Source organism: Paracoccus lichenicola, assembly GCF_009708075.1.
In the GTDB taxonomy this organism is placed as follows: domain Bacteria; phylum Pseudomonadota; class Alphaproteobacteria; order Rhodobacterales; family Rhodobacteraceae; genus Paracoccus; species Paracoccus lichenicola.
The window spans coordinates 290,613-312,822 of sequence record NZ_WMBT01000001.1; the positions used below are offsets into that span (position 1 = coordinate 290,613).

The 22,210-nt window shown below is 66.1% G+C and carries 23 protein-coding genes; 17 read left to right on the forward strand and 6 right to left on the reverse strand.

Annotated elements, in window-relative coordinates; genetic code table 11:
• Positions 1 to 61 precede the first annotated feature (61 nt).
• Genes nrdE through nrdH form a run of 3 tightly spaced genes read right to left on the reverse strand, consistent with a single transcriptional unit; the run spans position 62 to position 2,811 of the window.
• Positions 62 to 2,185: a class 1b ribonucleoside-diphosphate reductase subunit alpha gene (gene nrdE, locus GIY56_RS01445; protein ID WP_154763032.1), complete on the reverse strand. Its 2,124-nt coding sequence runs from the start codon at positions 2,183 to 2,185 to the stop codon at positions 62 to 64.
• Positions 2,170 to 2,583: a class Ib ribonucleoside-diphosphate reductase assembly flavoprotein NrdI gene (gene nrdI, locus GIY56_RS01450; protein ID WP_154763033.1), complete on the reverse strand. Its 414-nt coding sequence runs from the start codon at positions 2,581 to 2,583 to the stop codon at positions 2,170 to 2,172. The genes nrdE and nrdI overlap by 16 nt, the downstream gene beginning before the upstream one ends.
• A 6-nt stretch (positions 2,584 to 2,589) precedes the next feature.
• The gene (gene nrdH, locus GIY56_RS01455) at positions 2,590 to 2,811 is read right to left on the reverse strand and encodes a glutaredoxin-like protein NrdH (protein WP_154763034.1); all 222 of its coding nucleotides are present in this window, start codon (positions 2,809 to 2,811) and stop codon (positions 2,590 to 2,592) included.
• 414 nt (positions 2,812 to 3,225) lie between these two features.
• On the opposite strand from nrdH, the gene GIY56_RS01460 reads away from it, so the two are divergent.
• From GIY56_RS01460 to GIY56_RS01510, 11 genes are all read left to right on the forward strand, one after another.
• Positions 3,226 to 4,470 (forward strand): aromatic ring-hydroxylating oxygenase subunit alpha, encoded by a 1,245-nt coding sequence (locus tag GIY56_RS01460; protein ID WP_407946933.1) that lies wholly within the window; start codon positions 3,226 to 3,228, stop codon positions 4,468 to 4,470.
• Between the two features lie 8 nt (positions 4,471 to 4,478).
• Complete coding sequence (locus GIY56_RS01465; protein ID WP_154763035.1) at positions 4,479 to 5,555, forward strand: hybrid-cluster NAD(P)-dependent oxidoreductase; 1,077 nt, start codon at positions 4,479 to 4,481, stop codon at positions 5,553 to 5,555.
• 235 nt (positions 5,556 to 5,790) lie between these two features.
• Positions 5,791 to 8,673: a monovalent cation/H+ antiporter subunit A gene (locus tag GIY56_RS01470; RefSeq protein WP_154763036.1), complete on the forward strand. Its 2,883-nt coding sequence runs from the start codon at positions 5,791 to 5,793 to the stop codon at positions 8,671 to 8,673.
• Positions 8,673 to 9,020 (forward strand): Na+/H+ antiporter subunit C, encoded by a 348-nt coding sequence (locus GIY56_RS01475; RefSeq protein WP_154763037.1) that lies wholly within the window; start codon positions 8,673 to 8,675, stop codon positions 9,018 to 9,020. Before GIY56_RS01470 ends, GIY56_RS01475 begins: the two co-directional genes overlap by 1 nt.
• Positions 9,017 to 10,651: a monovalent cation/H+ antiporter subunit D gene (locus tag GIY56_RS01480; protein ID WP_154763038.1), complete on the forward strand. Its 1,635-nt coding sequence runs from the start codon at positions 9,017 to 9,019 to the stop codon at positions 10,649 to 10,651. Before GIY56_RS01475 ends, GIY56_RS01480 begins: the two co-directional genes overlap by 4 nt.
• On the forward strand, positions 10,648 to 11,133 hold the full coding sequence (locus GIY56_RS01485; RefSeq protein ID WP_328288406.1) for a Na+/H+ antiporter subunit E: 486 nt from the start codon (positions 10,648 to 10,650) through the stop codon (positions 11,131 to 11,133). The genes GIY56_RS01480 and GIY56_RS01485 overlap by 4 nt, the downstream gene beginning before the upstream one ends.
• Entirely contained in the window at positions 11,130 to 11,411 is a 282-nt protein-coding gene (locus GIY56_RS01490; protein ID WP_154763039.1) for a K+/H+ antiporter subunit F, read from the forward strand. The genes GIY56_RS01485 and GIY56_RS01490 overlap by 4 nt, the downstream gene beginning before the upstream one ends.
• Positions 11,408 to 11,782 carry a monovalent cation/H(+) antiporter subunit G gene (mnhG, locus tag GIY56_RS01495; RefSeq protein WP_154763040.1) on the forward strand — a complete coding sequence of 125 codons (375 nt, stop codon included), beginning with the start codon at positions 11,408 to 11,410 and terminating at the stop codon, positions 11,780 to 11,782. The genes GIY56_RS01490 and mnhG overlap by 4 nt, the downstream gene beginning before the upstream one ends.
• Before the next feature lies 1 nt (position 11,783).
• A complete protein-coding gene (locus GIY56_RS01500; RefSeq protein ID WP_154763041.1) occupies positions 11,784 to 12,248 on the forward strand; it encodes a hypothetical protein in 465 nt (154 codons plus the stop codon).
• An 81-nt stretch (positions 12,249 to 12,329) separates the two neighbouring features.
• The gene (ppk2, locus tag GIY56_RS01505; RefSeq protein ID WP_154763042.1) at positions 12,330 to 13,235 is read left to right on the forward strand and encodes a polyphosphate kinase 2; all 906 of its coding nucleotides are present in this window, start codon (positions 12,330 to 12,332) and stop codon (positions 13,233 to 13,235) included.
• Between the two features lie 101 nt (positions 13,236 to 13,336).
• Positions 13,337 to 13,783: a tellurite resistance TerB family protein gene (locus tag GIY56_RS01510; RefSeq protein ID WP_154763043.1), complete on the forward strand. Its 447-nt coding sequence runs from the start codon at positions 13,337 to 13,339 to the stop codon at positions 13,781 to 13,783.
• Here the strand turns inward: GIY56_RS01510 and GIY56_RS01515 are convergent.
• Genes GIY56_RS01515 through GIY56_RS01525 form a run of 3 tightly spaced genes read right to left on the reverse strand, consistent with a single transcriptional unit; the run spans position 13,780 to position 17,134 of the window.
• Positions 13,780 to 15,087 (reverse strand): NAD(P)/FAD-dependent oxidoreductase, encoded by a 1,308-nt coding sequence (locus GIY56_RS01515; protein WP_154763044.1) that lies wholly within the window; start codon positions 15,085 to 15,087, stop codon positions 13,780 to 13,782. The genes GIY56_RS01510 and GIY56_RS01515 overlap by 4 nt on opposite strands.
• Entirely contained in the window at positions 15,084 to 16,439 is a 1,356-nt protein-coding gene (locus GIY56_RS01520; RefSeq protein ID WP_154763045.1) for a glutamine synthetase family protein, read from the reverse strand. The genes GIY56_RS01515 and GIY56_RS01520 overlap by 4 nt, the downstream gene beginning before the upstream one ends.
• Entirely contained in the window at positions 16,436 to 17,134 is a 699-nt protein-coding gene (locus tag GIY56_RS01525) for a type 1 glutamine amidotransferase (RefSeq protein ID WP_154763046.1), read from the reverse strand. Before GIY56_RS01525 ends, GIY56_RS01520 begins: the two co-directional genes overlap by 4 nt.
• A gap of 216 nt (positions 17,135 to 17,350) precedes the next feature.
• Here GIY56_RS01525 and GIY56_RS01530 point away from each other — a divergent pair, with 216 nt between their 5' ends.
• The 6 genes from GIY56_RS01530 (at position 17,351) to cysW (ending at position 22,210) form a co-directional block, all read left to right on the forward strand.
• Positions 17,351 to 17,899, forward strand: coding sequence for a LysE family translocator (locus GIY56_RS01530; RefSeq protein ID WP_196053513.1), 549 nt, complete (start codon positions 17,351 to 17,353; stop codon positions 17,897 to 17,899).
• A gap of 75 nt (positions 17,900 to 17,974) precedes the next feature.
• The gene (locus GIY56_RS01535) at positions 17,975 to 19,105 is read left to right on the forward strand and encodes an aminotransferase class V-fold PLP-dependent enzyme (protein WP_154763048.1); all 1,131 of its coding nucleotides are present in this window, start codon (positions 17,975 to 17,977) and stop codon (positions 19,103 to 19,105) included.
• A gap of 175 nt (positions 19,106 to 19,280) precedes the next feature.
• A complete protein-coding gene (locus GIY56_RS01540; protein ID WP_154763049.1) occupies positions 19,281 to 19,499 on the forward strand; it encodes a hypothetical protein in 219 nt (72 codons plus the stop codon).
• A gap of 23 nt (positions 19,500 to 19,522) precedes the next feature.
• The gene (locus GIY56_RS01545) at positions 19,523 to 20,512 is read left to right on the forward strand and encodes a sulfate ABC transporter substrate-binding protein (RefSeq protein ID WP_154763050.1); all 990 of its coding nucleotides are present in this window, start codon (positions 19,523 to 19,525) and stop codon (positions 20,510 to 20,512) included.
• Between the two features lie 2 nt (positions 20,513 to 20,514).
• A complete protein-coding gene (cysT, locus tag GIY56_RS01550) occupies positions 20,515 to 21,354 on the forward strand; it encodes a sulfate ABC transporter permease subunit CysT (RefSeq protein WP_154763051.1) in 840 nt (279 codons plus the stop codon).
• Entirely contained in the window at positions 21,347 to 22,210 is an 864-nt protein-coding gene (gene cysW, locus GIY56_RS01555) for a sulfate ABC transporter permease subunit CysW (RefSeq protein WP_154763052.1), read from the forward strand. The genes cysT and cysW overlap by 8 nt, the downstream gene beginning before the upstream one ends.

Below are 22,210 nucleotides of genomic sequence, written 5' to 3' on the forward strand. Positions count from 1 at the left end.
TCATCTTTGCATAAATATCCCACGGGGGTCCGGGGGTGTGAAACCCCCGGCGCAACGGCCGTCACAACGTGCAGGACACGCAGCCCTGGACCTCGGTCCCCTCCAGCGCGGTCTGGCGCAGGCGGATGTAATAGATCGTCTTGATGCCCTTCTTCCAGGCATGGATCTGCGCGCGGTTGATGTCGCGGGTCGTAGCCTCGGACGGGAAGAACAGCGTGAGGCTCAGGCCCTGGTCCACGTGTTCCGTCGCGGCGGCATAGGTGTCGATGATCGCGTCGGGACCGATCTCGTAGGCGTCGCGATAGTATTCCAGGTTGTCGTTCGACATGAAGGCTGCGGGGTAATAGACGCGGCCGATCTTGCCTTCCTTGCGGATCTCGATCTTGGACACGATGGGGTGGATCGAGCTGGTCGAGTTGTTGATATAGCTGATCGACCCGGTCGGCGGCACCGCCTGGAGGTTGCGGTTGTACAGCCCGTGCTTCATCACGTCGGCCTTCAGCGCGGCCCAATCCTCGCGCGTGGGCAGGGTCACGTTCCCGAAGACCCGCGCCACGTCGGGCAGCGTGGGCAGCCAGTCGCGGCTGACGTATTTGTCGAAGAACGTGCCGTCCGCGTATTTCGACTTCTCGAAATCACGGAAACTCGCCCCCTTTTCCTGCGCCAGCAGGTTCGACGCGCGGATCGCGTGAAAGGCCACGGCGGCGAAATAGACAGACGTGAACTCCACCCCCTCGGGGCTGCCGTAATGGATGCGTTCCCGCGCCAAAAAGCCGTGCAGGTTCATCTGGCCAAGGCCCACCGCGTGCGCCTCGTCGTTGCCGCGGCGGATGGACGGGACAGCCTCGATGGCAGACATTTCCGACACGGCGGTCAGCGCGCGGATCGCGGCCTCGACCGTGCCGCCGAAGTCGGGACCGTCCATGGTCGCGGCGATGTTCAGCGAGCCCAGGTTGCAGGAAATGTCCGTGCCCAGGTGGGAATAGCTCAGATCCTCGTTGAACTCGGACGCCTCGTTGACTTGCAGGATTTCGCTGCACAGGTTCGACATGGTGATGCGGCCATGCACGGGGTTGGCGCGGTTCACCGTGTCCTCGAACATGATGTAGGGATAGCCGCTCTCGAACTGGATCTCGGCGATGGTCTGGAAGAACTCGCGCGCGTTGATCTTGCGCTTCTTGATGCGCTTGTCGTCCACCATCTCGGCGTATTTCTCGGAAACCGAGATTTCCGAGAACGGCACCCCATAGACCTTCTGCACGTCGTGGGGCGAGAACAGGTACATGTCGGCGTTCTTTTTCGCCAGCTCGAAGGTGATGTCGGGGATCACCACGCCAAGGCTCAGCGTCTTGATGCGGATCTTCTCGTCCGCGTTCTCGCGCTTGGTGTCCAGGAAGCGCATGATGTCGGGGTGGTGGGCGTTCAGATAAACCGCCCCCGCCCCCTGCCGCGCGCCAAGCTGGTTGGCATAGCTGAACGAATCCTCCAGCAGCTTCATCACCGGGATCACGCCCGACGACTGGTTCTCGATCCCCTTGATGGGCGCCCCGGCTTCCCGCAGGTTGGTCAGCATCAAGGCCACGCCACCGCCACGCTTGGACAGTTGCAGGGCGGAATTGATTGACCGGCCGATGGACTCCATGTTGTCCTCGATCCGCAGCAGGAAGCAGGAAATCAGCTCGCCCCGCGACTTTTTCCCGGCGTTGAGGAAGGTCGGCGTGGCGGGTTGGAAGCGGCCCGACAGCATCTCCTCCATGAAGCGCATGGCCAGCGCCTCGTCCCCGCGCGCCAGCGTCAGGGCGACCATGACCACACGGTCTTCATAGCGTTCCAGGTAACGCTGCCCGTCGCGGGTCTTGAGCGTATAGCTGGTATAATACTTGAACGCGCCCAGGAAGGTGGGAAAGCGGAACTTGCGCTTGAAGGCCGCGTCCCAGATCGCGCGCTGGAAGTTCCTGGAATACTGGTCCAGGACTTCGGGTTCGTAGTAACCCTCCTCGACCAGGTAATCCAGCTTCTCGTCCAGGGAATGGAAGAAGACGGTGTTCTGGTTCACGTGCTGCAGGAAATACTGCCGCGCGGCCATGCGGTCGGCGTCGAACCGGATGCGCCCGTCGGCGTCATACAGGTTCAGCATCGCGTTCAGCGCGTGATAGTCCAGTTCTGGTTTCAGACCGTCAAGCATTCCAACCCCCGGAATTGATGAAGGCCCGCGCGGACCTTTTGAATATCGGTTTCCGTCCCCGCCAGCTCGAACCGCCACAACACGGGGACGTCGCATTTCTCCGCGATGACGCGGGCCGACAGCGCATAGGTCGCGCCGAAATTGCGGTTGCCCGCGCCGATCACGCCCCGCAGCAAGGCGCGGCGGCGGGGATCGTTGAGGAACCGGATCACGGGCTTCGGCACCGCGCCGCGCCCCTGCCCGTCGGCATAGGTCGGGCAGATCAGCACGAAGGGCGCGTCCACGGCCGGCATCGGATCGGCGGGCCGGATCGGGATCCGCAGCGCGGGCAGGCCCAACCGCGCGACAAATCGCGCCGTGTTGCCCGAGGCCGAGGAATAGAAGACCAGGCCCGCCATGGCCGGTCAGGCCAGCCGGCCGATCATGTCGGGCCGGAAGCCCGCCCAATGCGCATCGCCCGCGATCACCACCGGCGCCTGGCGATAGCCAAGTGCCACGACGCGGGCCATCGCGGCCTCGTCTTCGGTCAGGTCGATCACGTCATAGGACAGGCCGCGGGCGTCAAGCGCGCGCGTCGTCGCGGTGCATTGCACGCAGGCGGGTTTGGAATAAACGGTGATGGTCATGCCCACTGCTCCTTCTGCTTTGGGCAGGGCCAAACAGGCCGCGGGACGAAGTCCCACGCGCCGTTCCATCAGGCCTGCCCGGTGTCGTTTTCCTGTCAGACTGCCGCAACCGCCAAGGGCAGGCAAACGGTGTCTTTCCATCCGGTCCAGACGTTTTCCCATCTGTTGCGAAACAACCACAAACCGTTGCAGCCACATCATCTGGGACAAATCATCTTCACCCTAACAATATATGGAAGGCGAACGAGGTTCCAGCCTCTCCGGGAAATTCCCTGTGGATAACTTTCGGAAGCCATCCGGCGGTCGGGGAACGATGATTTGGCCCATGTCTCAATCGCGCCCTGCAAGGTCGTAATTTTGCCATGGCCTTGCCAGGATGCGGCTAATTTGCACCCCATAGCAGCCAGCACCTCCATGGGTCCAGACATGAACACGACCTCGACCGCCAGCCTGATCGCCGAACGCGTCCCCGGCTTTTCCCTGCCCCGCGAATTGTATTGCGGGCAGCAGGCCTTCCAGGACGACCTGGAACAGATCTGGTATCGCGAATGGCTTTTCGCGCTGCCGTCCTGCGAAATCCCCAAGACCGGCAACTTCGTCACGCTGAACGTGGGCGCCTATCCGGTGATCGTGGTGCGCGGCGGGGATGGCCGCGTGCGCGCCTTCCACAACGTCTGCCGCCACCGCGGCCAGCGGCTGTGCGCCAAGACGAACGGGTCCAATCCGAAGCTGGTCTGCCCTTATCACCAGTGGACCTATGACCTGGACGGCAAGCTTCTGTATGCCCGCGACATGGGCGAGGACTTCGACGCCAGCAAATACGGGTTGAAGCCGGTCCATTGCGTCGATCTGGGCGGCATGGTCTTCATCTGCCTGGCCCAGATCCCGCCCGCCATCAACGACCTGGCCGCCAACCTGACGCGCTATGTCGCGCCTTCGGGCCTGGCCGACAGCAAGGTCGCCTTCACCTCGACCATCATCGAGAAGGGCAACTGGAAGCTGGTGATGGAAAACAACCGCGAATGCTATCACTGCGGCGGTTCCCACCCCTCGCTGTGCCGGACCTATTCCGACGATCCGCTGATGACGGTGATGGAAGGCCCGAATTCGGCCTCGCCCGAGATCCTGGACCACTGGGCGCGCTGCGATGCGGCAAACCTGCCCTCGCGCTTCGTCAACACGCCCGACATGCAGTGGCGCATGGCCCGCGTGCCGCTGATGGACAACCAGGAAAGCTTCACCATGTCGGGCAAGGCGGCCGTGTCGCGCCGCATGGGGACGATCCCCTGGAACGACGCGGGCAGCCTGATGTTCTATCACTTCCCGTCAAGCTGGAACCACTTCCTGCCCGATCACGCCATCGTCTTTCGCGTGCTGCCCATCAGCCCCACGGAAACCGAGGTCACGTCGAAATGGCTGGTCCACAAGGACGCGGTCGAGGGCGTGGACTACGACCTTCAGAAACTGACCGAGGTCTGGCTGGCGACCAATGACGAGGACCGCCAGGTGGTCGAGGAAAATCAGCGCGGCATCCTGTCGCCCGCCTATCAGCCCGGTCCCTATTCGCCCACGCAGGAAGCGGGCGTCATCCACCTGATCGACTGGTATTGCGGGTTGATGGCCCGGCGCCTGACCCCGGCAAGCGTCGCGGCGGAGTGAAGGACCACATGAAGAAACCACGCCTGAACTGGGCCACGGAACCGTGGTCCGACGACGAGTTGCTGGAATGCGCGATGGTGGTCCCCGAAACCGCGGACGCCGCCACCTTCACCTTTCGGGCGCCGTCGGGGGCGTGGTTCGATTACCAGCCGGGGCAGTTCCTGACGCTGGACCTGCCCCTGCCCGGCGGCAACATCCAGCGGACCTACACGATCAGTTCCAGCCCGTCGCGGCCCTTGTCGATCTCGGTCACGGTCAAGGCGCAGCGCATGTCGCTGGCGACCCGGTGGATGCTGGACCACCTGCGGCCGGGGATGCGGATCAAGGCCTATGGCCCGTCGGGGATCTTCACCAGCCTGCGGCACCCGGCGAAGAAGCACCTGTTCATCTCGGCCGGGTCGGGCGTCACGCCGATGATGTCGATGACCACCTGGGCGTGGGATTCGGGCGAGATGCCGGACATCGTCTTCGTCCACGCCGCCCGCAGCCCGTCCGACATCATCTTCCGCCGCCGCCTGGAACAGTTCGCCGACCGCGTGCCCGGCCTGCAACTGCGCTTCACGGTCGAGCAGAACGACCCCTTCACCGCCTGGACCGGCTATCTGGGCCGCCTGAACCAGATCATGCTGGGCCTGATGGCGCCAGATTACCTGGAGCGAGAGGTCTTCTGCTGCGGGCCGGAACCCTTCATGCAGTCGGTGCGCGACATGCTGGTGTCGCTGGGCTTCGACATGGACCATTACCACCAGGAAAGCTTCGGCGCCCCCGTCAGGACCGAGGCCGACGCCCCGGTGATCGACGACGTGGCCCCCGAGGAAGGCGCCAAGGCCCAGATCACCTTCGCCGCCAGCGGCGTCACCGCCCCCTGCGCGGAAACCGACACGGTTCTGGCGGTGGCCAAGCGGTCGGGGCTGAACATCCCGTCCGGCTGCACCTTCGGCCTGTGCGGCACCTGCAAGATCAGGAAAATCTCGGGCGAGGTGCACATGGTCCACAACGGCGGCATCAGCGACGACGACATCGCCGAGGGCTATATCCTCGCCTGCTGTTCCCATCCCATGGGCCGGATCGAGGTCGAGGTCTGACGGCGCCGGGGCAATCTGCCGCAGCCCCGGCGCCCCTTCAGGGCCGGGTCACGAAAAAGTTGGAAAAATCTGGTCTTTGCCGATAATCCAGCCTTGATCTTGGGCGGGGCGAAAGGCATTCGGGTTCAAACCCCCGGAACGCTTGGTGCCGCTTGTTCCCGCTATCCCGGAACAGGATCCCCACCGACATGCGCGGGGTTCGCGACACGTTTGACAGGGCAAGGGCAGGGCAAGCATGGCCGAACACAATCTGTTCCTGTTGCTGGCCTGCCTTCCCTTCGCGACCTCGCTGATCCTGCTGACCCTGCCGCCAAGGGCGCGCGGGGCCTCGACCTGGCTGTCGGCCTTGTCGCTGGCGGGGGGGCTGGTGGTCCTGGCGGGTTTCCTGCCCGGCATCCAGGCGGGCAATGTCCTGCGCGCCAGCCTGGAATGGGTGCCATCGCTCGGCATGAACATGGCGCTGCGGCTGGACGGCTTTTCCTGGCTGTTCACGACGCTGGTCCTGTCCATCGGCGTGCTGGTGGTGATCTATGCGCGCTACTACATGGCCGAAAGCGACAGCCTGCCGCGTTTCTATGCGCTGCTGATGGCCTTCACAGGGGCCATGCAGGGCATCCTGATCTCGGGCAACGTGCTGGTCATGGTGGTGTTCTGGGAACTGACCTCGTTCATGTCGTTCCTGCTGATCGGCTTCTGGCACCAGGGGGCGGCGGCGCGGGACGGGGCGCGAACGGCGCTGATCGTCACCGCCTTCGGCGGGCTGTGCCTGCTGGTGGCGATGCTGATGCTGGGCCATGCGGCGGGCAGTTACGACTTGGGGATGATCCTGCGGGCGGGCGACCGGGTGCGCGCGCATCCGCTGTACGGCCCGATGCTGGTGCTGTTCCTGCTGGGCGCCTTTACCAAGTCGGCGCAGTTCCCGTTCCATTTCTGGCTGCCCGGCGCCATGGCCGCGCCCACGCCGGTATCCGCCTTCCTGCATTCCGCGACCATGGTGAAGGCGGGCGTGTTCCTGCTGGTCCGCTTCTCTCCCGTCCTGGGCGGGACCGAGGCCTGGTTCTTCATCGTGACCGGCGCGGGCTGCATCACGCTGGTCCTGGGCGCGGCGGTTGCGCTGTATCGTCACGACCTGAAGGGCCTGCTGGCCTATTCCACCATCAGCCACCTGGGCCTGATCACGGCGCTGGCCGGGATCGGCGGGCCGGTGGCGATCCTGGCCGCGATCTTTCACATCTGCAACCACGCGGTCTTCAAGGCGTCCCTGTTCATGGCTGCCGGCATCATCGACCACGAGACCGGCACCCGCGACATGCGCCGCCTGTCCGGGCTGTTTCGGCCGATGCCCTTCACCGCGTTGCTGGCGATCGTCGCGGCCTCGGCCATGGCGGGGGTGCCGCTGCTGAACGGGTTCCTGTCCAAGGAGATGTTCCTGGCCGAGGCCGTGGACTGGCACAACGGCACCTGGCTGGACGACGCCCTGCCCTACTTCGCCATCGTCGGCAGCAGCCTGTCGGTCGCCTATTCGCTGCGCTTCATCGCCACCGTGTTCTTCGGACCGCCCGCGACCGGCCTGCCGAAAGCGCCCCACGAACCCCCCGCCTGGATGCGCCGCCCGGTCGAGCTGCTGGTCCTGATCTGCCTGCTGGTGGGTATCTTCCCCGCCCTGACGCTGGGACCGTTCATCAACACCGCCGCCCGGTCGGTCGCGGGGGCCGACATGCCCTATTACCACATCGCGGTCTGGCACGGCGTCAACGCGCCCCTGATCCTCAGCCTGATCGCCCTGGGGGTCGGCACGCTGATCTATGCCTTCAGCGCGAAATCCATCCCGCATGGTCCCGAAGGCCCCTTCCTGCTGCACCGCATCCGGGGCCAGCGGGTTTACGACTGGATCCTGTTCCGCCTGACCTGGCGGCTGCCGCGCCTTGCGCTGCGCTGGCTTTCGACCGAGGCGTTGCAGCCCCAGCTTCGCCTGCTGGTCCTGGCGGCCATCGCGGTGGCCTGCGGGTCGCTGTGGGGGGTGCTGTTCTTCGCGTCCGACCTGCGGCTGCACGCGCCGAACCCGGCTTTCGCGCTGTTGTGGCTGGTGGGCGCGGCCTGCGCCGTCGGCGCGGCCTGGCAGGCCAAGTATCACCGCTTTGCAGCCCTGGTCCTGCTGGGCGGCGCGGGGGTCGTGACCTGCCTGACCTTCGCCTGGTTTTCCTCGCCCGACCTGGCGCTGACCCAGCTGCTGGTCGAGGTGGCGACCACCGTGCTGCTGCTTCTGGGCCTGCGCTGGCTGCCCAAGCGCCGGTCCGAGATCGCCGAGGACAAGCTGCTGCCCGCCAAGATCCGGCGCGGGCGCGACCTGGTGATCGCGGTCGCGGGGGGCCTGGGCCTGGCCTCCATCGCCTTTGCCCTGATGACGCGGCCGCTGATCGACAACGTGGGCGACTGGTTCCTGGGCAATGCCTATTACGAGGGCGGCGGCACCAATGTCGTGAACGTCATCCTGGTCGATTTCCGCGCCTTCGACACCTTCGGCGAAATCGCGGTTCTGGCGATCGTCGCGCTGACCGTCTATGCGCTGCTGCGCCGCTTTCGCCCCGCGCCCGAAAGCATCGCGGCACCTGCCCAGCAGACCGTGGACGGCAGCCCGTCGCTGGACGACTATCTTTACGTGCCCTCGGTCATCATGGTCTGGATGTTCCCGGTCCTGATCATGGTCGCGGGCTATTTCTTCTTTCGCGGCCATGACCTGCCGGGCGGGGGCTTCGCGGCAGGCGTCACCTTGGCCATCGCCTTCCTGATCCAGTATATCGGCACCAATGTCCGCTGGGTCGAATCGCGCATCACGGTCCTGCCGATCCGCTGGATGGGCATCGGCCTGCTGGCGGCGGCGGCGACCGGCATGGGGGCGTGGCTCTTCGGCTATCCCTTCCTGACGGCGCACGCGCGCTATGTCCACATTCCCCTGATCGGCGAGGTTCCGGCGGCCACCGCGATGCTGTTCGACATCGGCGTCTTTGCCACCGTCATGGGCGCCGTGGTGCTGATGCTGGTCGCCATCGCCCACCAGTCGCTGCGCGCCAGCCGCAGGCGCGAGATCGACGAAGCCCCCCGGAAGGAGGCCGCCTGATGGAGATCATCCTGTCCGCCGCCATCGGCATCCTGTCGGCATCCGGCATCTGGCTGGTGCTGCGCCCGCGCAGCTTCCAGGTCGTGATCGGGCTGTGCCTGCTGTCCTATGCGGTCAACCTGTTCATCTTCTCGACAGGCCGCCTGACGCCGGGCGCGCCGCCGATCATGCCCAAGGGCGGCTTCATCGACCCCACGCTTTACGCCGATCCCGTGCCGCAGGCGCTGGTCCTGACCGCCATCGTCATCAGCTTCGCCACCACGGCGCTGTTCCTGGTGGTCATGATCGCCTCGCGCGGGATGACCGGCACCGACCACGTGGACGGGAAGGAGCGCAGCCAGCAATGAACGAACACCTGATCATCGCGCCGATCCTGATCCCCTTCGTCACGGGCGCCCTGATGCTGCTTTACGACGACCGGCAGCGGCGCGAGGCAAAGTTCTGGCTGTCCATCGTGTCGGCCGCCGCGCAACTGCTGATCGCGGTCGAACTGGTGGTGCGCGCCAAGACCGGCGGCGACATCAGCGACGCCGAGGGCATCAGCTTCTATCTGCTGGGGGACTGGGCCGCGCCCTACGGGATCGTGCTGGTGCTGGACCGGCTGGCCGCGATGATGCTGGTGCTGACCGCGCTGCTGGCGATTCCGTCGCTCGTCTATGCCCAGGCGGGCTGGAGCAGGCAGGGTCCGCATTACTATTCCCTGTTCCAGTTCCTGCTGATGGGGCTGAACGGCGCCTTCCTGACCGGCGACATCTTCAACCTGTTCGTCTTCTTCGAGATCCTGCTGGCGGCGTCCTATGGCCTGCTGCTGCACGGCTCGGGGCAGTTGCGGGTGCGGGCGGGGATGCATTACATCGCGATGAACCTGGCCGCCTCGCTGTTGTTCCTGATCGGGGTCAGCCTGATCTATGGCGTCACCGGCACGCTGAACATGGCGCATCTGGCGAACCTGATTTCCTCGGTCTCGGTCGAGGATCGGCCCCTGCTGCACGCGGGCGTGGCGGTGCTGGCGGTGGCCTTCCTGGTCAAGGCGGGCAGTTGGCCGCTGTCCTTCTGGTTGCCCACGGCCTACATGGCCGCTGCCGCGCCGGTGGGGGCGATGTTCGCGATCATGACCAAGGTCGGCGTCTATGCGATCCTGCGCTTGTCGATGCTGCTGTTCGGCGAAACGGGCGGGCCCTCGGCGGGGTTCGGGGCCAATATCCTGATCGTTCTGGGGATGGCCACGGTTCTGTTCGGGCTGTTGGGGATCCTCGCCTCGCAAGGCCTGGGGCGGATGGCCGCGCATTCGGTGCTGATTTCCTCGGGCACCGTGCTGGGCATCACCGGCTTTGCCCTGGCGGGCGGAGGTCCGGCGATGCTGTCGGGCGCGCTTTACTATCTGATCGGATCGGTCCTGGCAACCGGCGCGCTGTTCCTGCTGATCGAGCCGATGGACCGCGAGGACGGCGGCATCGCCGCGATGCTGGCGCTGACCGCCGACGCCTACGGCCTGGACGATTCCGACCTGGACGAGGTGCCGGACGCGGGCCTGGCCCTTCCGGCAATGACCGTGCTGGGCATCTGCTTTGCGCTTTGCGTGCTGATGCTGGCGGGCTTGCCGCCGCTGCCGGGCTTCATCGGCAAGCTGGCGATGGTGCAGGCGCTGATCGCGCAGACCGCCCTGCCCGCGGGCTTGGCCTGGGCCTTCATCGCCCTGCTGGTCGTGTCGGGGTTCGCGACCCTGGTCGGCATGGCGCGGATCGGCATCCAGACCTTCTGGGCCGGCGATTCGGCCCTGCCCCGCGTGCTGGCGCTGGAAATCGCCCCGGTGGTCGGGCTGCTGGTCGTCCTTGCCTTCACCAGCTTCAAGGCCGAGGCGATGCTGCGCTATACATCCGGCACCGCCGCCGCGCTGCATGACACGGTGGCCTATGCCTATGGCGTCTTCGCGACCCCCCGCGTGGCCGACCGCCCCGAGGAGGGCGCCCAACCGTGACCAGGCTGATCCCCCATCCCGTGCTGTCGCTTTCGATGGTGATGCTGTGGCTGATGCTGACGCGTTTCTCGCTGGGCTACCTGATCCTGGGCACCGCGCTGTCGCTGGTCGCGGGCCGGGCCTATTCGGCGCTGCATCCGGCCAAGCCCCGCGTCAGGCGCTGGCGCGTCATCCCGCGCCTGGCCGCCACGCTGTTCCGGGACATCGTCCAGTCCAACATCAATGTCGCGCGCCTGCTGCTGACCGAAGGACGCGGCACGCGCCGGTCGGCCTTTGTCCAGATCCCCTTGAAGATCACCGACGAGAACGCCCTGGCGCTGCTGGCGATCATCCTGACGGCCACGCCCGGCACGGCCTGGCTTGAATATGTCGTGGAAACGGGCACGCTGACGCTGCATGTCTTCGATGCCGCCCAGGCCGATCATTACCGCGACGTGATCGGCAAGATCTATGAACCGATGCTGATGGAGATCTTTGAATGAGCGCGACGATCCTGACCATCGCCCTGGGTTACGCCCAGGTGGCCCTTGCGCTGGCGGGCTGCCTGGTCGGCACGCGGATCCTGCGCGGCCCGCGCGCGCAGGACCGGGTGCTGGCGCTGGATGCGCTGTATGTCTCGATCATGCTTCTGTTCCTGGTCACCGGAATGCAGCTTGGCACGGCCTTCTTCTTCGAGGCGGCGACCGTGGTCGCGATCATGGGCTTCGTCACCTCGGTCGCGCTGGCCAAGTTCCTGTTCCGCGGCGAGGTGATCGAATGAACCCGCTTCAGGCCGTGCCCCTGGCCGTGGCCATCCCGGTCGCCATCCTGGTCGTCCTGGGTTCGACCCTGACGCTGATCGGCGCGCTTGGATTCGCGCGGCTGTCCAGCTTCTATGACCGGCTTCACGCGCCCACCCTGGCGACCAGCTGGGGGACGGGCGGGATCATCATCGCATCCGCCCTGATGTTCAGCGCGATCGAGGGGCGGGCCGTGATCCACGAATTCGTCATCGGCCTTTGCATCATCGTGACCACGCCCGTCACGCTGATGATGCTGGCGCGCGCGTCCCTGCACCGGGACCGGGCCGAAGGATCGGCGGACCTGCCCGAAGCCATGCGGATCCGCCCCGATCCGCCCGCGCTGGACTGAGATGCGCGGCCTGCCCCCGGCCATCGCCCTGTTCCTGGCCGCCACGGCGGTCCATGCCGATGCGCCGCTGATCGTCCTGGACCAGACCCGCCTGCCCTTCGACCTGGGGCCGGGCCATCCGTCGAACAACCCGGCCAGCCCCGCCAATTCCCCGCACGCCGCCTGGAATTCGTCCGGCAACACCGCCAATGCCGGCACGACCTGGCAGAACCGGCCCGGCAATCCCGACAACGCACAGCGCCTGATCATCACCGCCGACGGGGGCGTGCTGGGCTATTACGCGACCAATCCCGGCGGCGTGCTGAACCTGTTCGACGTGACCGGCCGCCGCATCGCCTATCGCCCGGCAGGCGGCACGCGCAGCCTGTTCACCGTCACCGGCCAATGGTGCGGCACGGTCGACGGCGGGCGCGCCGATTTCGTGCTGGCCGTCACCCCCGCCTGCGCCGCGCGCTTTGGCCGCTGACAAACTCGTGCAGGAACACGGGACCGCCGCAAATTCGTTACGTTCGGCCCCTAGACGAACCTTGATGAGCCGGAGTGGACCATGAACCAAGAACCCAAGGACTGGCTGGAAGCCGAGCTTCAGGAAACCCTGGACGAAGACTACGAGATCGAGCTGGAAGACGCCGTCCTGTCCGAGGAGATCCGCCGCATCTATCGCGACAAGCGGCCCGAACAGATGGACCGCAGGCTGTATTTCCGCGAATTGCTGCGGCTCCAGACCGAACTGATCAAGCTGCAGGACTGGGTCGCCCACACCAGGGAAAAGGTCGTGGTGATCTTCGAGGGCCGCGACAGCGCGGGCAAGGGCGGCGCCATCAAGCGCATCACGCAGCGCCTGAACCCCCGCGTGGTGCGCACCGTCGCCCTGCCCGCCCCGTCCGACCGCGAAAAGACCCAATGGTATTTCCAGCGTTACGTCCCCCACCTGCCCGCCGGCGGCGAGATCGTGCTGTTCGACCGCAGCTGGTACAACCGCGCGGGCGTGGAACGCGTGATGGGTTTCGCCACCGAGGCAGAGGTGGACCAGTTCTTCCTGGACGTTCCCGAATTCGAACGGATGCTAGTCCGGTCGGGGATCCGGCTGGTGAAATACTGGTTCTCCATCACCGACGAGGAACAGCAGATGCGCTTCCTGATGCGCATCCACGATCCGCTGAAGCAGTGGAAGCTGTCGCCCATGGACCTGGAATCGCGCGTCCGCTGGGAAGCCTATACCAAGGCCAAGGAGGACATGCTGGAACACACCAACATCCCCGAGGCGCCCTGGCATATCGTGCCCGCCAACGACAAGAAGCGCGCCCGCCTGAACTGCATGAGCCACCTGCTGAGCATGATCCCCTATGGCGATGTCGAACATGAGGAGGTGACGTTGCCCGACCGGGTCTTCAACCCCGATTACGAACGCGACGTGCTGTCGCGCGACCTGTATGTGCCGCAGAGATACTGACGGACGGCGGGACTTTGCCGGTCGGTCAACGTGAGGTATAACAAAAGAATAGCCGCACCCTTAATCCTTGAATGTTGTTCATGACATCGTAAGGTGAAGGCATGTTCCGCAATCTCCTGAACCGCCTGTTCACGGAAGACACCGAGCCGAGGCCCCTGGCCGCGGACGATGCCGAGGTTGCGGTGGCCGCGCTGCTGGTCCGCGTGGCCCGCGCGGACGACCATTACAACGCGGTCGAAAAGCGGCGGATCGACCAGGTGCTGGCCCGGTTGCACGGCCTGGGCCTTGCCGATGCCGCCGAACGTCGTTCCGTGGCCGAGATGATCGAGGCCGAGGCGCCCGACACCGTCCGCTTCACGCGCCTGATCAAGGACCGCGTGTCGCTGGACGACCGCATGGCCATCATCGGCGCGATGTGGGAAATCTCGCTTGCCGACAACCATCGCGCCGCGAACGAGGAAACGGCGATCCGCCTGGTGTCGGGATTGCTTGGCGTGACCGACCGCGATTCCGCCCTGCAACGCAGGCGCGTGGCCGGCGGGCGCTAGAACCCCAGCCGGTCGCGCAAGCCATACCAGGCCATCCCCGCCACCAGCAGCGGACTGCGCAGCATCGACCCACCCGGAAAGGGCCGCGCCGGGATCGCGGCCATGGCGTCGAACCCGTCCTCTTGGCCCCCCACCGCATCGGCCATCAGCCTGCCCGCCAGTGTCGCCATCGCGACCCCGTGGCCGCTGTAACCGCCCGCCGACAGGCAGTTCGGCGCGGGCCGGGCGAAATGCGGCATCCGGTTCATGGTGATCGCCAGCGTGCCGCCCCAGGCATGGGTGATCGCCACGTCCGCCAGTTGCGGATAGACCGACAGCAGATGCGGGCGCACCAGGGCGGCGATGTCCTTGGGGAAACGATAGGTCGCGGTTTCCCCCCCGCCGAAGATCAGGCGGCGGTCGTCGTCCAGCCGCCAGTAATTCACGACGAACTTGGTGTCGGCGGCGGCAATGCGGCGCGGCAGGATCTCGGGGAAGCAGTCGCCCAGCGGCTCGGTCGCGACGACATAGTTGTTGATCGGCATGACCCGCGCCGCGACCCGCGCGTCCAGCCGCCCCTGATAGCCGTTTCCGGCCAGGATCACGTGATCGCAAAGGATCCGGCCGGTGTCGCACAGGACGCGGGTCTTGGTGGTCGCCGTGCCGTGTTCGATCCGGTGGACATGGGTGCCTTCGTGGATACGCACCCCCGCCGCCAGGGCCAGCCGCGCCATGCCCAAGGCCAGGTTCAGCGGATGCACATGGCCCGCGCCCCAATCCACGTCGCCGCCCGCATAGGCCTTGCTTCCCAGATGCGCGGCCAAGCCGTCGCGGTCCAGGGGCTGCACCTTGTCGTAATCGTAACGCGCGGCCAGATGTTCGGCCATCCGGGCGGCATGGGCGACCTCGGACCCTGTGCGGCAGGCATGGGCCACGCCGTCGCGGATCGGCACGCCGCTTTCCGCCGCCAGCGACCGGACAAGCGCCTTGGCCTCCTCGGCCAGATCCCACAGCCGGCGGGCCGTGTCGCGGCCGAACTGGCGTTCCAGCCAGTCCACCTCTTGCCGCTGGCCGGACCCGATCTGCCCGCCGTTGCGCCCCGACGCGCCAAAGCCCACCCGATGCGCATCGACCAGCACCACGTCCCGCCCCGCCCGCGCCAGATGCAGCGCGGCGGACAGGCCCGTGTAGCCCCCGCCGATCACCGCGACATCCGCGCGCGTTTCCCCCTTCAGCGGCGGAAAACGGTCCAGGGCCGCGCAGGTTTCGGCATAGACGCTGGGCGGATATTCCCCGCGCCGGTCGTTGGCATAGAGCAGCTTCATACGTTCAGCAGCAGGTGTTCGCGTTCCCAGGGGCTGATGACCTGCAGGAACTCCTTGTATTCGTTGCGCTTCACGGATTCATAGACGGCGGTGAAATCCTCGCCCAGCACGCCGCGCATGGGGGCGCTTTCGGACATGATGTCCAGCGCGTCGCCCAGGTTATAGGGCAGCTCGTCTTCCGACATGTAGGCATCGCCCAGGCATTCGGCGCGGGGGTTCTCGCCCTCGATCAGGCCCAGGTATCCGCAGGCAAGGCTGGCCGCGATCCCCAGGTAAGGGTTGCAGTCCATGCCCGCCAGCCGGTTTTCCACCCGCCGCGCCTCGGGACTGGAAATCGGCACGCGCAATCCGGTGGTGCGGTTGTCGCGGCCCCATTCCAGGTTGATGGGCGCGGCGAAGTCCGGGACGTATCGGCGATAGCTGTTCACGTAGGGTGCCAGCAGCGCCACGGCGGCGGGCAGGTGCTTCTGCATCCCGGCGATGAAATGCAGGAAGGCAGGCGTCTCGGCCCCCTTTTCGTCCGAAAAGATGTTGCGGCCCGTCGCCATGTCGATGATCGAATGGTGCAGGTGCATGGCGCTGCCCGGCTCGCCCTCGATCGGTTTGGCCATGAAGGTGGCGAAACAGTCGTGGCGCAGCGCGGCTTCGCGGATCAGGCGCTTGAAGTAGAAGATCTCGTCGGCCAGCGCCACCGGATCGCCGTGGTTGAGGTTGATTTCCACCTGCCCCGCGCCGCCTTCCTGCAGGATGCCGTCGATCTCGAACCCCTGCGCCTCGGCGAAATCATAGATGTCGTCAATGACCTTGCCGTATTCGTCCACCGCCGACATGGAATAAGCCTGCTTGGCGGCGGCCCGCCTGCCCGACCGGCCCATGGGCGGGATGATCGGCTGGTTGGGGTCGATGTTGCGGGCGACCAGGAAGAATTCCATTTCGGGCGCCACGACGGGTTTCCAGCCGCGTTCTGCGTAAAGACCCACGATGCGTTTCAGCACGTTGCGCGGCGCAATGGGAACCGGGTTCCCTTGCTGGTCATAGGCGTCGTGGATCACTTGCAGCGTCCAGTCGGCGGTCCAGGGCGCGGCGGTCGCGGTGCTGAAATCGGGCGTCAGGATCATGTCGGGTTCCGTGAAGGCCCCCGCCGGATTGTCCGCCCATTCCCCCGTGATCGTCTGCAGGAAGATCGAGTTCGGCAGATAGAACTTGTCCTGCCGCGCGAATTTCGACGCGGGCATGGCCTTGCCGCGCGCGACGCCCGCGATGTCGGCCAGGATGCATTCGACCTCGTCCAGCCGGCGGCCGGCCACGAAGTCGCGGGCGGCCTGGGGCAGGCGTTCGATCCAGTCGCTCATGCGGCACCTTTGGCGATGGCACGGGGCTGCTTGAAGAAGGCCGCGATCCGGTCGGCGACAAGGGACGCCCCCTTCGGTTCGCCCATGCGGTCCGCCGCGCGGTCCAGCAGCGGTTGCGGCACGACGCCGGGGGCGCGGGTGTCCATCAGGCCCTGGATGAAGCCGTCGGAAAATTCGGGATGCGCCTGCACGGTAAAGGCCCGGTCGCCATAGATCAGCGCGGCGTTTTCGCAAAATTCGTTGCGCCCTGCCACCTGCGCGTCCGGGGGCAGGACCACCACCTGGTCCTGGTGCCAGGCGTTCAGCCGCACCGTTTCCCCGCCGAAGTCGTAATCCTGCGTGCCGACCGACCAGCCGTCCGGGTGCTTGACCACCGTGCCGCCAAGCGCCTGCGCGATGATCTGGTGGCCGAAGCAGATGCCGACCATCGGGACCGCTGCGGCATAAGCGTCACGGATGAAGCGTTCCAGGGGCGGGATGAATTCGTGATCCTCGTACGCGCCATGGCGCGATCCGGTCAGCAGCCAGCCGTCGGCGTCATGGACGGACGCGGGAAACTCCATCGCCTCGACGTGATAGGTGCGGAAATCGAAGCCGCGCCCGTCCAGAAGCCGGACGAACATGTCGGGGTAATCGCCCATGTCCTGCTTCAGTTCGGCGGGCGCCTGGCCGCATTGAAGGATGCCGATGCGCATGAAGACCCTGCGGTGTTGCTGTCGGCAACAAGGGTAGTCGCCCGGACGGGGGGGCCGCAAGGGGGCCTGTTCGCCGATCCGAAACAGGGGGCGAATGGATTTATGAAAATAATAATATTAATATTGAACGATTCATTTTATATTTTCCTTATTGCAAGGATTTCCGAAATGGATGTTTCAACGAATATATTCATCATATCCGGCCTGCATCTTGCCATGGCCATGACGCCCGGTCCCAATACCTTCGCGATATGCTGCGTGGCCAGCACCGGATCCCGGCGGGACGGGTTGTCGGCGGCGGCGGGCGTGGTCGCGGCAACGGGGTTGTGGGCCGGGATCGCGATGCTTGGCGCAGGCGCGGTGGTCGCCTGGAACCATCAGCTTTTCCTGGGCCTTCGGGCCGTGGCGGCGTTGTATCTGATCGGGATCGGCCTGCGGATGCTGGTCCTGCCCCTGTCCCCCCGTCCGGCACTGGCCGGGGGACAGCCGTTCCTGGTCGGGCTTTTGACGGCCCTGGCAAATCCTTTCGCCATTGCCTTCTGGCTGGGGACGTTTCTGGCAGCCATGCCTGCAACCGCGCCGGATCATCTTTATGCCCGGATATTCGGCTTGATTATCCTGCAAAGCCTGATCTGGTATTCGGCCCTGGCAATCCTGTTTTCAACCGCCATGCGCGGCCGCACGCCGGGGACGGCCCGGCTTTTGCGTTACGTGACGGCGGGGGCGATGATCCTGATCGGGCTGAGCGCGCTTGTTCCCGGCTGACCCTGCGGCCTTTGGCTGTCTGGCGCCCCCCGCCGCCGGGCGCTAGGCTGCACCCGGCTTGGACAGGAGAGCGCGATGCCCCATCTTCACCCCGACATCGACCCCGATGGCCTGGACGAATTCTCGGTCGTGTTCACCGACCGCTCGCTGAACCACATGTCGCAGCGGTTTCAGGGGGTCATGCGCGACCTGTCCGCCACGCTGCGCGAGGTTTATGGCGCGGCGCAGGTTGCCATCGTGCCGGGCGGCGGCACCTATGCGATGGAATCGGTCGCCCGCCAGTTCGGCACGGGCCACGCCCTGATCGTGCGCAACGGCTGGTTCAGCTATCGCTGGAGCCAGATCTTCGACACCGGCGGCTTCGCGCGCGAGACCACCGTGGCGATGGCCCGCCCCGCCGGGAACGAACCGCAGCCCGCCTATGCGCCCCCGCCCATCGACGAGGTGGTGGCGAAGATCCACGAGGCGCGGCCCGACGCGGTCTTTGCGCCGCATGTGGAAACCTCGGCCGGGCTGATCCTGCCCGACGACTATATCCGCGCGCTGTCGGATGCCGCGCATGACGTGGGCGCGCTGATGGTGCTGGACTGCATCGCCTCGGGTGCGGTCTGGATGGACATGGCGGCGACGGGCGTGGACGTGCTGATCTCGGCCCCGCAGAAGGGGTGGTCGGCGTCCCCTGCCGCCGGTCTGGTGATGCTGTCGGAACGCGGGGCGGAACGGCTGGCGGCGACCGACAGCAACAGCTTTGCCCTGGATCTGAAGAAATGGCGCGCGATCATGCAAGCCTACGAGGATGGCGGCCACGCTTATCACGCCACCATGCCGACCGACGCCCTGCTGGGCCTGCGCGACGCGATGGAGGAAACGCGGGCGATGGGATTCGACGCCGCGCGCGACGCGCAATGGCGGTTGGGCCATGCGGTGCGCGACATGCTGGCGCAGCGCGGGGTGCGGTCGGTGGCGGCGCCCGGCTTTGCCGCGCCGGGGGTGGTGGTCAGCTATACCGACGATCCTGACGTGAAGAACGGCAGGAAGTTCGCGGCCCAAGGGATGCAGATCGCGGCGGGGGTTCCGCTGGCGGTGAACGAGGGGGACCGGTTTTCCACCTTCCGCCTGGGCCTGTTCGGCCTGGACAAGCTGAAGGACGTGGACGGCACCGTCGCCCGGTTGCGGGCGGTCCTGGACAAGGTGATCCCCGCCTGACACGACCGCCGCGCCGCTTGAAAGGCCCGCCCGGACGGCGGGCCTTTTTCATGACGTAGAGAGAATAATCTTCTCTCCTCACCCGCATTTTCAGCAGATCTCTCCTCTTGCTAAACACGACTTTCCCTGTCGTTATTTGTGGCATAGAAAACGGCCAGCCAGAGGAGCGACGCAGATGACGATCATCAGTCAGACCATCGACGCTAAGACGCCCCCGCTCTATTCGGTGCGCCTGATCGACCGGCGCACGGGCCAGGTCCACCGCGTCAACGGCGCCCCCCTTCTGGCGCTGAGCCGGGAACCGCAGGCTGCCGCAGCCTCCCTGCTGGAAGGGCGCGACCCCGCCCTGTGGGAGGCTCGGATCGAACCGCTGGCCACCCGCACCCACCAATGACGAATCGCTTCAGGAGACGTTAAATGTTCGGATCGAATTCCAGCCGCATCGGCGCCCTGCTGTTGGGCCTGGCAGTCGCCGCCCCGGCCAGCGCCGAAACGCTGCTGAACGTCAGCTATGACCCCACGCGGGAACTCTATCGCGACGTGAATGCGGCCTTTGCCGAGAAATGGGCCGCCGACGGACACGAGGCCCCCACCATCGAGACCAGCCACGGCGGATCGGGCGCGCAGGCCCGCGCGGTGATCGACGGGCTGGCCGCGCAGGTGGTGACGCTGGCCCTGGCATCCGACATCGACAAGATCGCCGAAGCCGGCAAGCTGCCCGCCGACTGGCAGGGCAAGCTGCCGCACAACTCCAGCCCCTATACCTCGACCATCGTGTTCCTGGTGCGCGAAGGGAACCCCAAGGGCATCGCCGACTGGGGCGATCTGGTGAAAGAGGGGGTCGAGGTGATCACGCCGAACCCCAAGACCTCGGGCGGGGCGCGGTGGAACTATCTCGCGGCCTGGGCCTGGGCGGAAAAGAACGGCCAGAACCCGCAGGACTTCGTGGGCCAGCTTTATACCCACGTCCCGGTGCTGGACACCGGCGCGCGGGGCGCCACCACCACCTTCGCGCAACGCGGCATCGGCGACGTGCTGCTGGCCTGGGAAAACGAGGCCTATCTAGCGCTCGAGGAAATCGGCGAGGATCAGTTCGACATCGTCGTGCCCTCGGTCAGCGTCCTGGCCGAACCCCCGGTCGCGATTGTCGAGGGTAACATCGCCAATGACGCGCAGCGCGAACTGGCGACGGCTTATCTGGACTTCCTTTACTCCCCCGAAGGCCAGGCGCTGGCCTTCAAGCACTACTACCGTGCCTGGGATACCAGCGCCGCCGATCCTGCGGACGTGGCCCGCTTTCCCAAGCTGGATCTGGTCAGCATTCAGGATTTCGGCGGCTGGAAGAAGGTGCAGCCCGAACATTTTGGTGACGGCGGCATCTTCGACCAGATCTACGTGGCCAAGTGACCATGACCGCGCGTCCCCTGGTCCACAAGACGGCGATGCCCGGCCTCGGCCTGTCGGCGGGCATCACGCTGGCGATGCTGTCCATCGTCGTGCTGCTGCCCATCGGCGCCCTTCTGATGAAGGGCGCCAGTTTCGGCCTGTCGAATGTCCTCGAGGTGGTGGGGCGCGAGCGCGTCATGGCCTCGCTGATCCTGTCCTTCAAGCTGGCGCTGCTGGCGGCCTTGTTCAACCTGGTCTTCGGCGTGCTGCTGGCTTGGGTGCTGGTCCGCTATCGCTTTCCCGGCAAGCGGTTGCTGGACGCCGCCGTGGACCTGCCCTTCGCCCTGCCGACCGCCGTGGCGGGCATTGCGCTGACCGCGCTGTATGCGCCGAACGGGACCTTCGGCAGCCTGGCCGTGCAACTGGGCGTCAAGATCGCCTATACCCAGGCGGGCATCTTCATCGCCCTGGTCTTCGTGGGCCTGCCCTTCGTCACCCGCACCGTCCAGCCGGTGATCGAGGAAATCGACCGCGAGGTCGAGGAAGCTTCCGCCACCCTGGGCGCGTCCCGCCTCTACACCCTGCGCCACGTGATCCTGCCCATGCTGACGCCCGCCGCGCTGACCGGGTTCGCCCTGGCCCTGGCCCGGGCGGTCGGCGAATACGGGTCGGTCATCTTCATCGCGGGCAACATCCCCCTGCGCACGGAAATCGCGCCCCTGCTGATCGTGATCCAGCTCGAGGAGTTCAACTATGACGCCGCCGCCGCCATCGGCATCGCCATGCTGGTGATTTCCTTCGCCATGCTGCTGGCGATCAACCTGATCCAGATCGTCAGCCGAAGGAAGATGGGCCATGTCTGACACCACCCTGCCCACGTTCCGCACCGCGACCGAGGAAGCCCCCCTGCTGCGCGCGGCCCTGATCGGCATCGCCGTCGCGGGCCTGGCCGTGCTGGTCTTCGCCCCCCTGGCCGTCGTCTTTGCCGAGGCGCTGAAGGACGGCTGGCTGGCCGCCGTCGAAAGCTTGGGCAACCGCGATGCCCGGTCGGCGATCCATCTGACGCTGCTGATCACCGCCATCGCCGTGCCCGCGAACGCCGCCTTCGGCATCGCGGCGGCCTGGTTCATCACCAAGTTCGATTTCCGCGGCAAGGCCTTCCTGATCACCTTGATCGACCTGCCGTTTTCGGTCAGCCCGGTCGTTGCGGGCCTTTGCATCGTGCTGCTGTTCGGGGCCAACTCCGCCCTCGGCGGCTGGCTGATCGCGCATGGCTGGCCCATCGTCTTCGCCATCCCCGGCATCGTGCTGGCGACGATCTTCGTGACCTTCCCCTTTGTCGCGCGAGAGCTGATCCCCGTGATGATCGAACAGGGCCGGGCCGAGGAGGAAGCGGCCCTGACCCTTGGCGCCTCCGGCTGGCGGACCTTCTGGACCGTGACCCTGCCCAACATCCGCTGGGCGCTGCTGTACGGCACGCTGCTGTGCACCGCCCGCGCAATGGGCGAATTCGGCGCGGTCGCGGTCGTGTCGGGCAAGATCCGCGGCCAGACCGCCACCATGCCGATCACCATCGAGATGCTGTACAACGAATACCTGTCTGTCGCGGCCTTCAGCATGGCCGCGCTGCTGACGGCGCTCGCGCTTGTCACCCTGTGCCTCAAGACCCTGCTGGAGCTGCGTCACGCCGACCAGCTTGCCGCCATCCGCCGCCACTGA

Coding starts and splice junctions, on each gene's coding strand:
- GIY56_RS01515 (WP_154763044.1), bottom strand. CDS start 15,087: ATGAAGCTGCTCTATGCCAACGACCGGCGCGGGGAATATCCGCCCAGC.
- GIY56_RS01480 (WP_154763038.1), top strand. CDS start 9,017: ATGAACGAACACCTGATCATCGCGCCGATCCTGATCCCCTTCGTCACG.
- GIY56_RS01500 (WP_154763041.1), top strand. CDS start 11,784: ATGCGCGGCCTGCCCCCGGCCATCGCCCTGTTCCTGGCCGCCACGGCG.
- GIY56_RS01530 (WP_196053513.1), top strand. CDS start 17,351: ATGGCCATGACGCCCGGTCCCAATACCTTCGCGATATGCTGCGTGGCC.
- GIY56_RS01520 (WP_154763045.1), bottom strand. CDS start 16,439: ATGAGCGACTGGATCGAACGCCTGCCCCAGGCCGCCCGCGACTTCGTG.
- GIY56_RS01525 (WP_154763046.1), bottom strand. CDS start 17,134: ATGCGCATCGGCATCCTTCAATGCGGCCAGGCGCCCGCCGAACTGAAG.
- GIY56_RS01545 (WP_154763050.1), top strand. CDS start 19,523: ATGTTCGGATCGAATTCCAGCCGCATCGGCGCCCTGCTGTTGGGCCTG.
- mnhG (WP_154763040.1), top strand. CDS start 11,408: ATGAACCCGCTTCAGGCCGTGCCCCTGGCCGTGGCCATCCCGGTCGCC.
- cysT (WP_154763051.1), top strand. CDS start 20,515: ATGACCGCGCGTCCCCTGGTCCACAAGACGGCGATGCCCGGCCTCGGC.
- GIY56_RS01460 (WP_407946933.1), top strand. CDS start 3,226: ATGGGTCCAGACATGAACACGACCTCGACCGCCAGCCTGATCGCCGAA.
- nrdI (WP_154763033.1), bottom strand. CDS start 2,583: ATGGCGGGCCTGGTCTTCTATTCCTCGGCCTCGGGCAACACGGCGCGA.
- GIY56_RS01510 (WP_154763043.1), top strand. CDS start 13,337: ATGTTCCGCAATCTCCTGAACCGCCTGTTCACGGAAGACACCGAGCCG.
- ppk2 (WP_154763042.1), top strand. CDS start 12,330: ATGAACCAAGAACCCAAGGACTGGCTGGAAGCCGAGCTTCAGGAAACC.
- nrdH (WP_154763034.1), bottom strand. CDS start 2,811: ATGACCATCACCGTTTATTCCAAACCCGCCTGCGTGCAATGCACCGCG.
- GIY56_RS01465 (WP_154763035.1), top strand. CDS start 4,479: ATGAAGAAACCACGCCTGAACTGGGCCACGGAACCGTGGTCCGACGAC.
- GIY56_RS01490 (WP_154763039.1), top strand. CDS start 11,130: ATGAGCGCGACGATCCTGACCATCGCCCTGGGTTACGCCCAGGTGGCC.
- cysW (WP_154763052.1), top strand. CDS start 21,347: ATGTCTGACACCACCCTGCCCACGTTCCGCACCGCGACCGAGGAAGCC.
- GIY56_RS01475 (WP_154763037.1), top strand. CDS start 8,673: ATGGAGATCATCCTGTCCGCCGCCATCGGCATCCTGTCGGCATCCGGC.
- GIY56_RS01470 (WP_154763036.1), top strand. CDS start 5,791: ATGGCCGAACACAATCTGTTCCTGTTGCTGGCCTGCCTTCCCTTCGCG.
- nrdE (WP_154763032.1), bottom strand. CDS start 2,185: ATGCTTGACGGTCTGAAACCAGAACTGGACTATCACGCGCTGAACGCG.
- GIY56_RS01535 (WP_154763048.1), top strand. CDS start 17,975: ATGCCCCATCTTCACCCCGACATCGACCCCGATGGCCTGGACGAATTC.
- GIY56_RS01540 (WP_154763049.1), top strand. CDS start 19,281: ATGACGATCATCAGTCAGACCATCGACGCTAAGACGCCCCCGCTCTAT.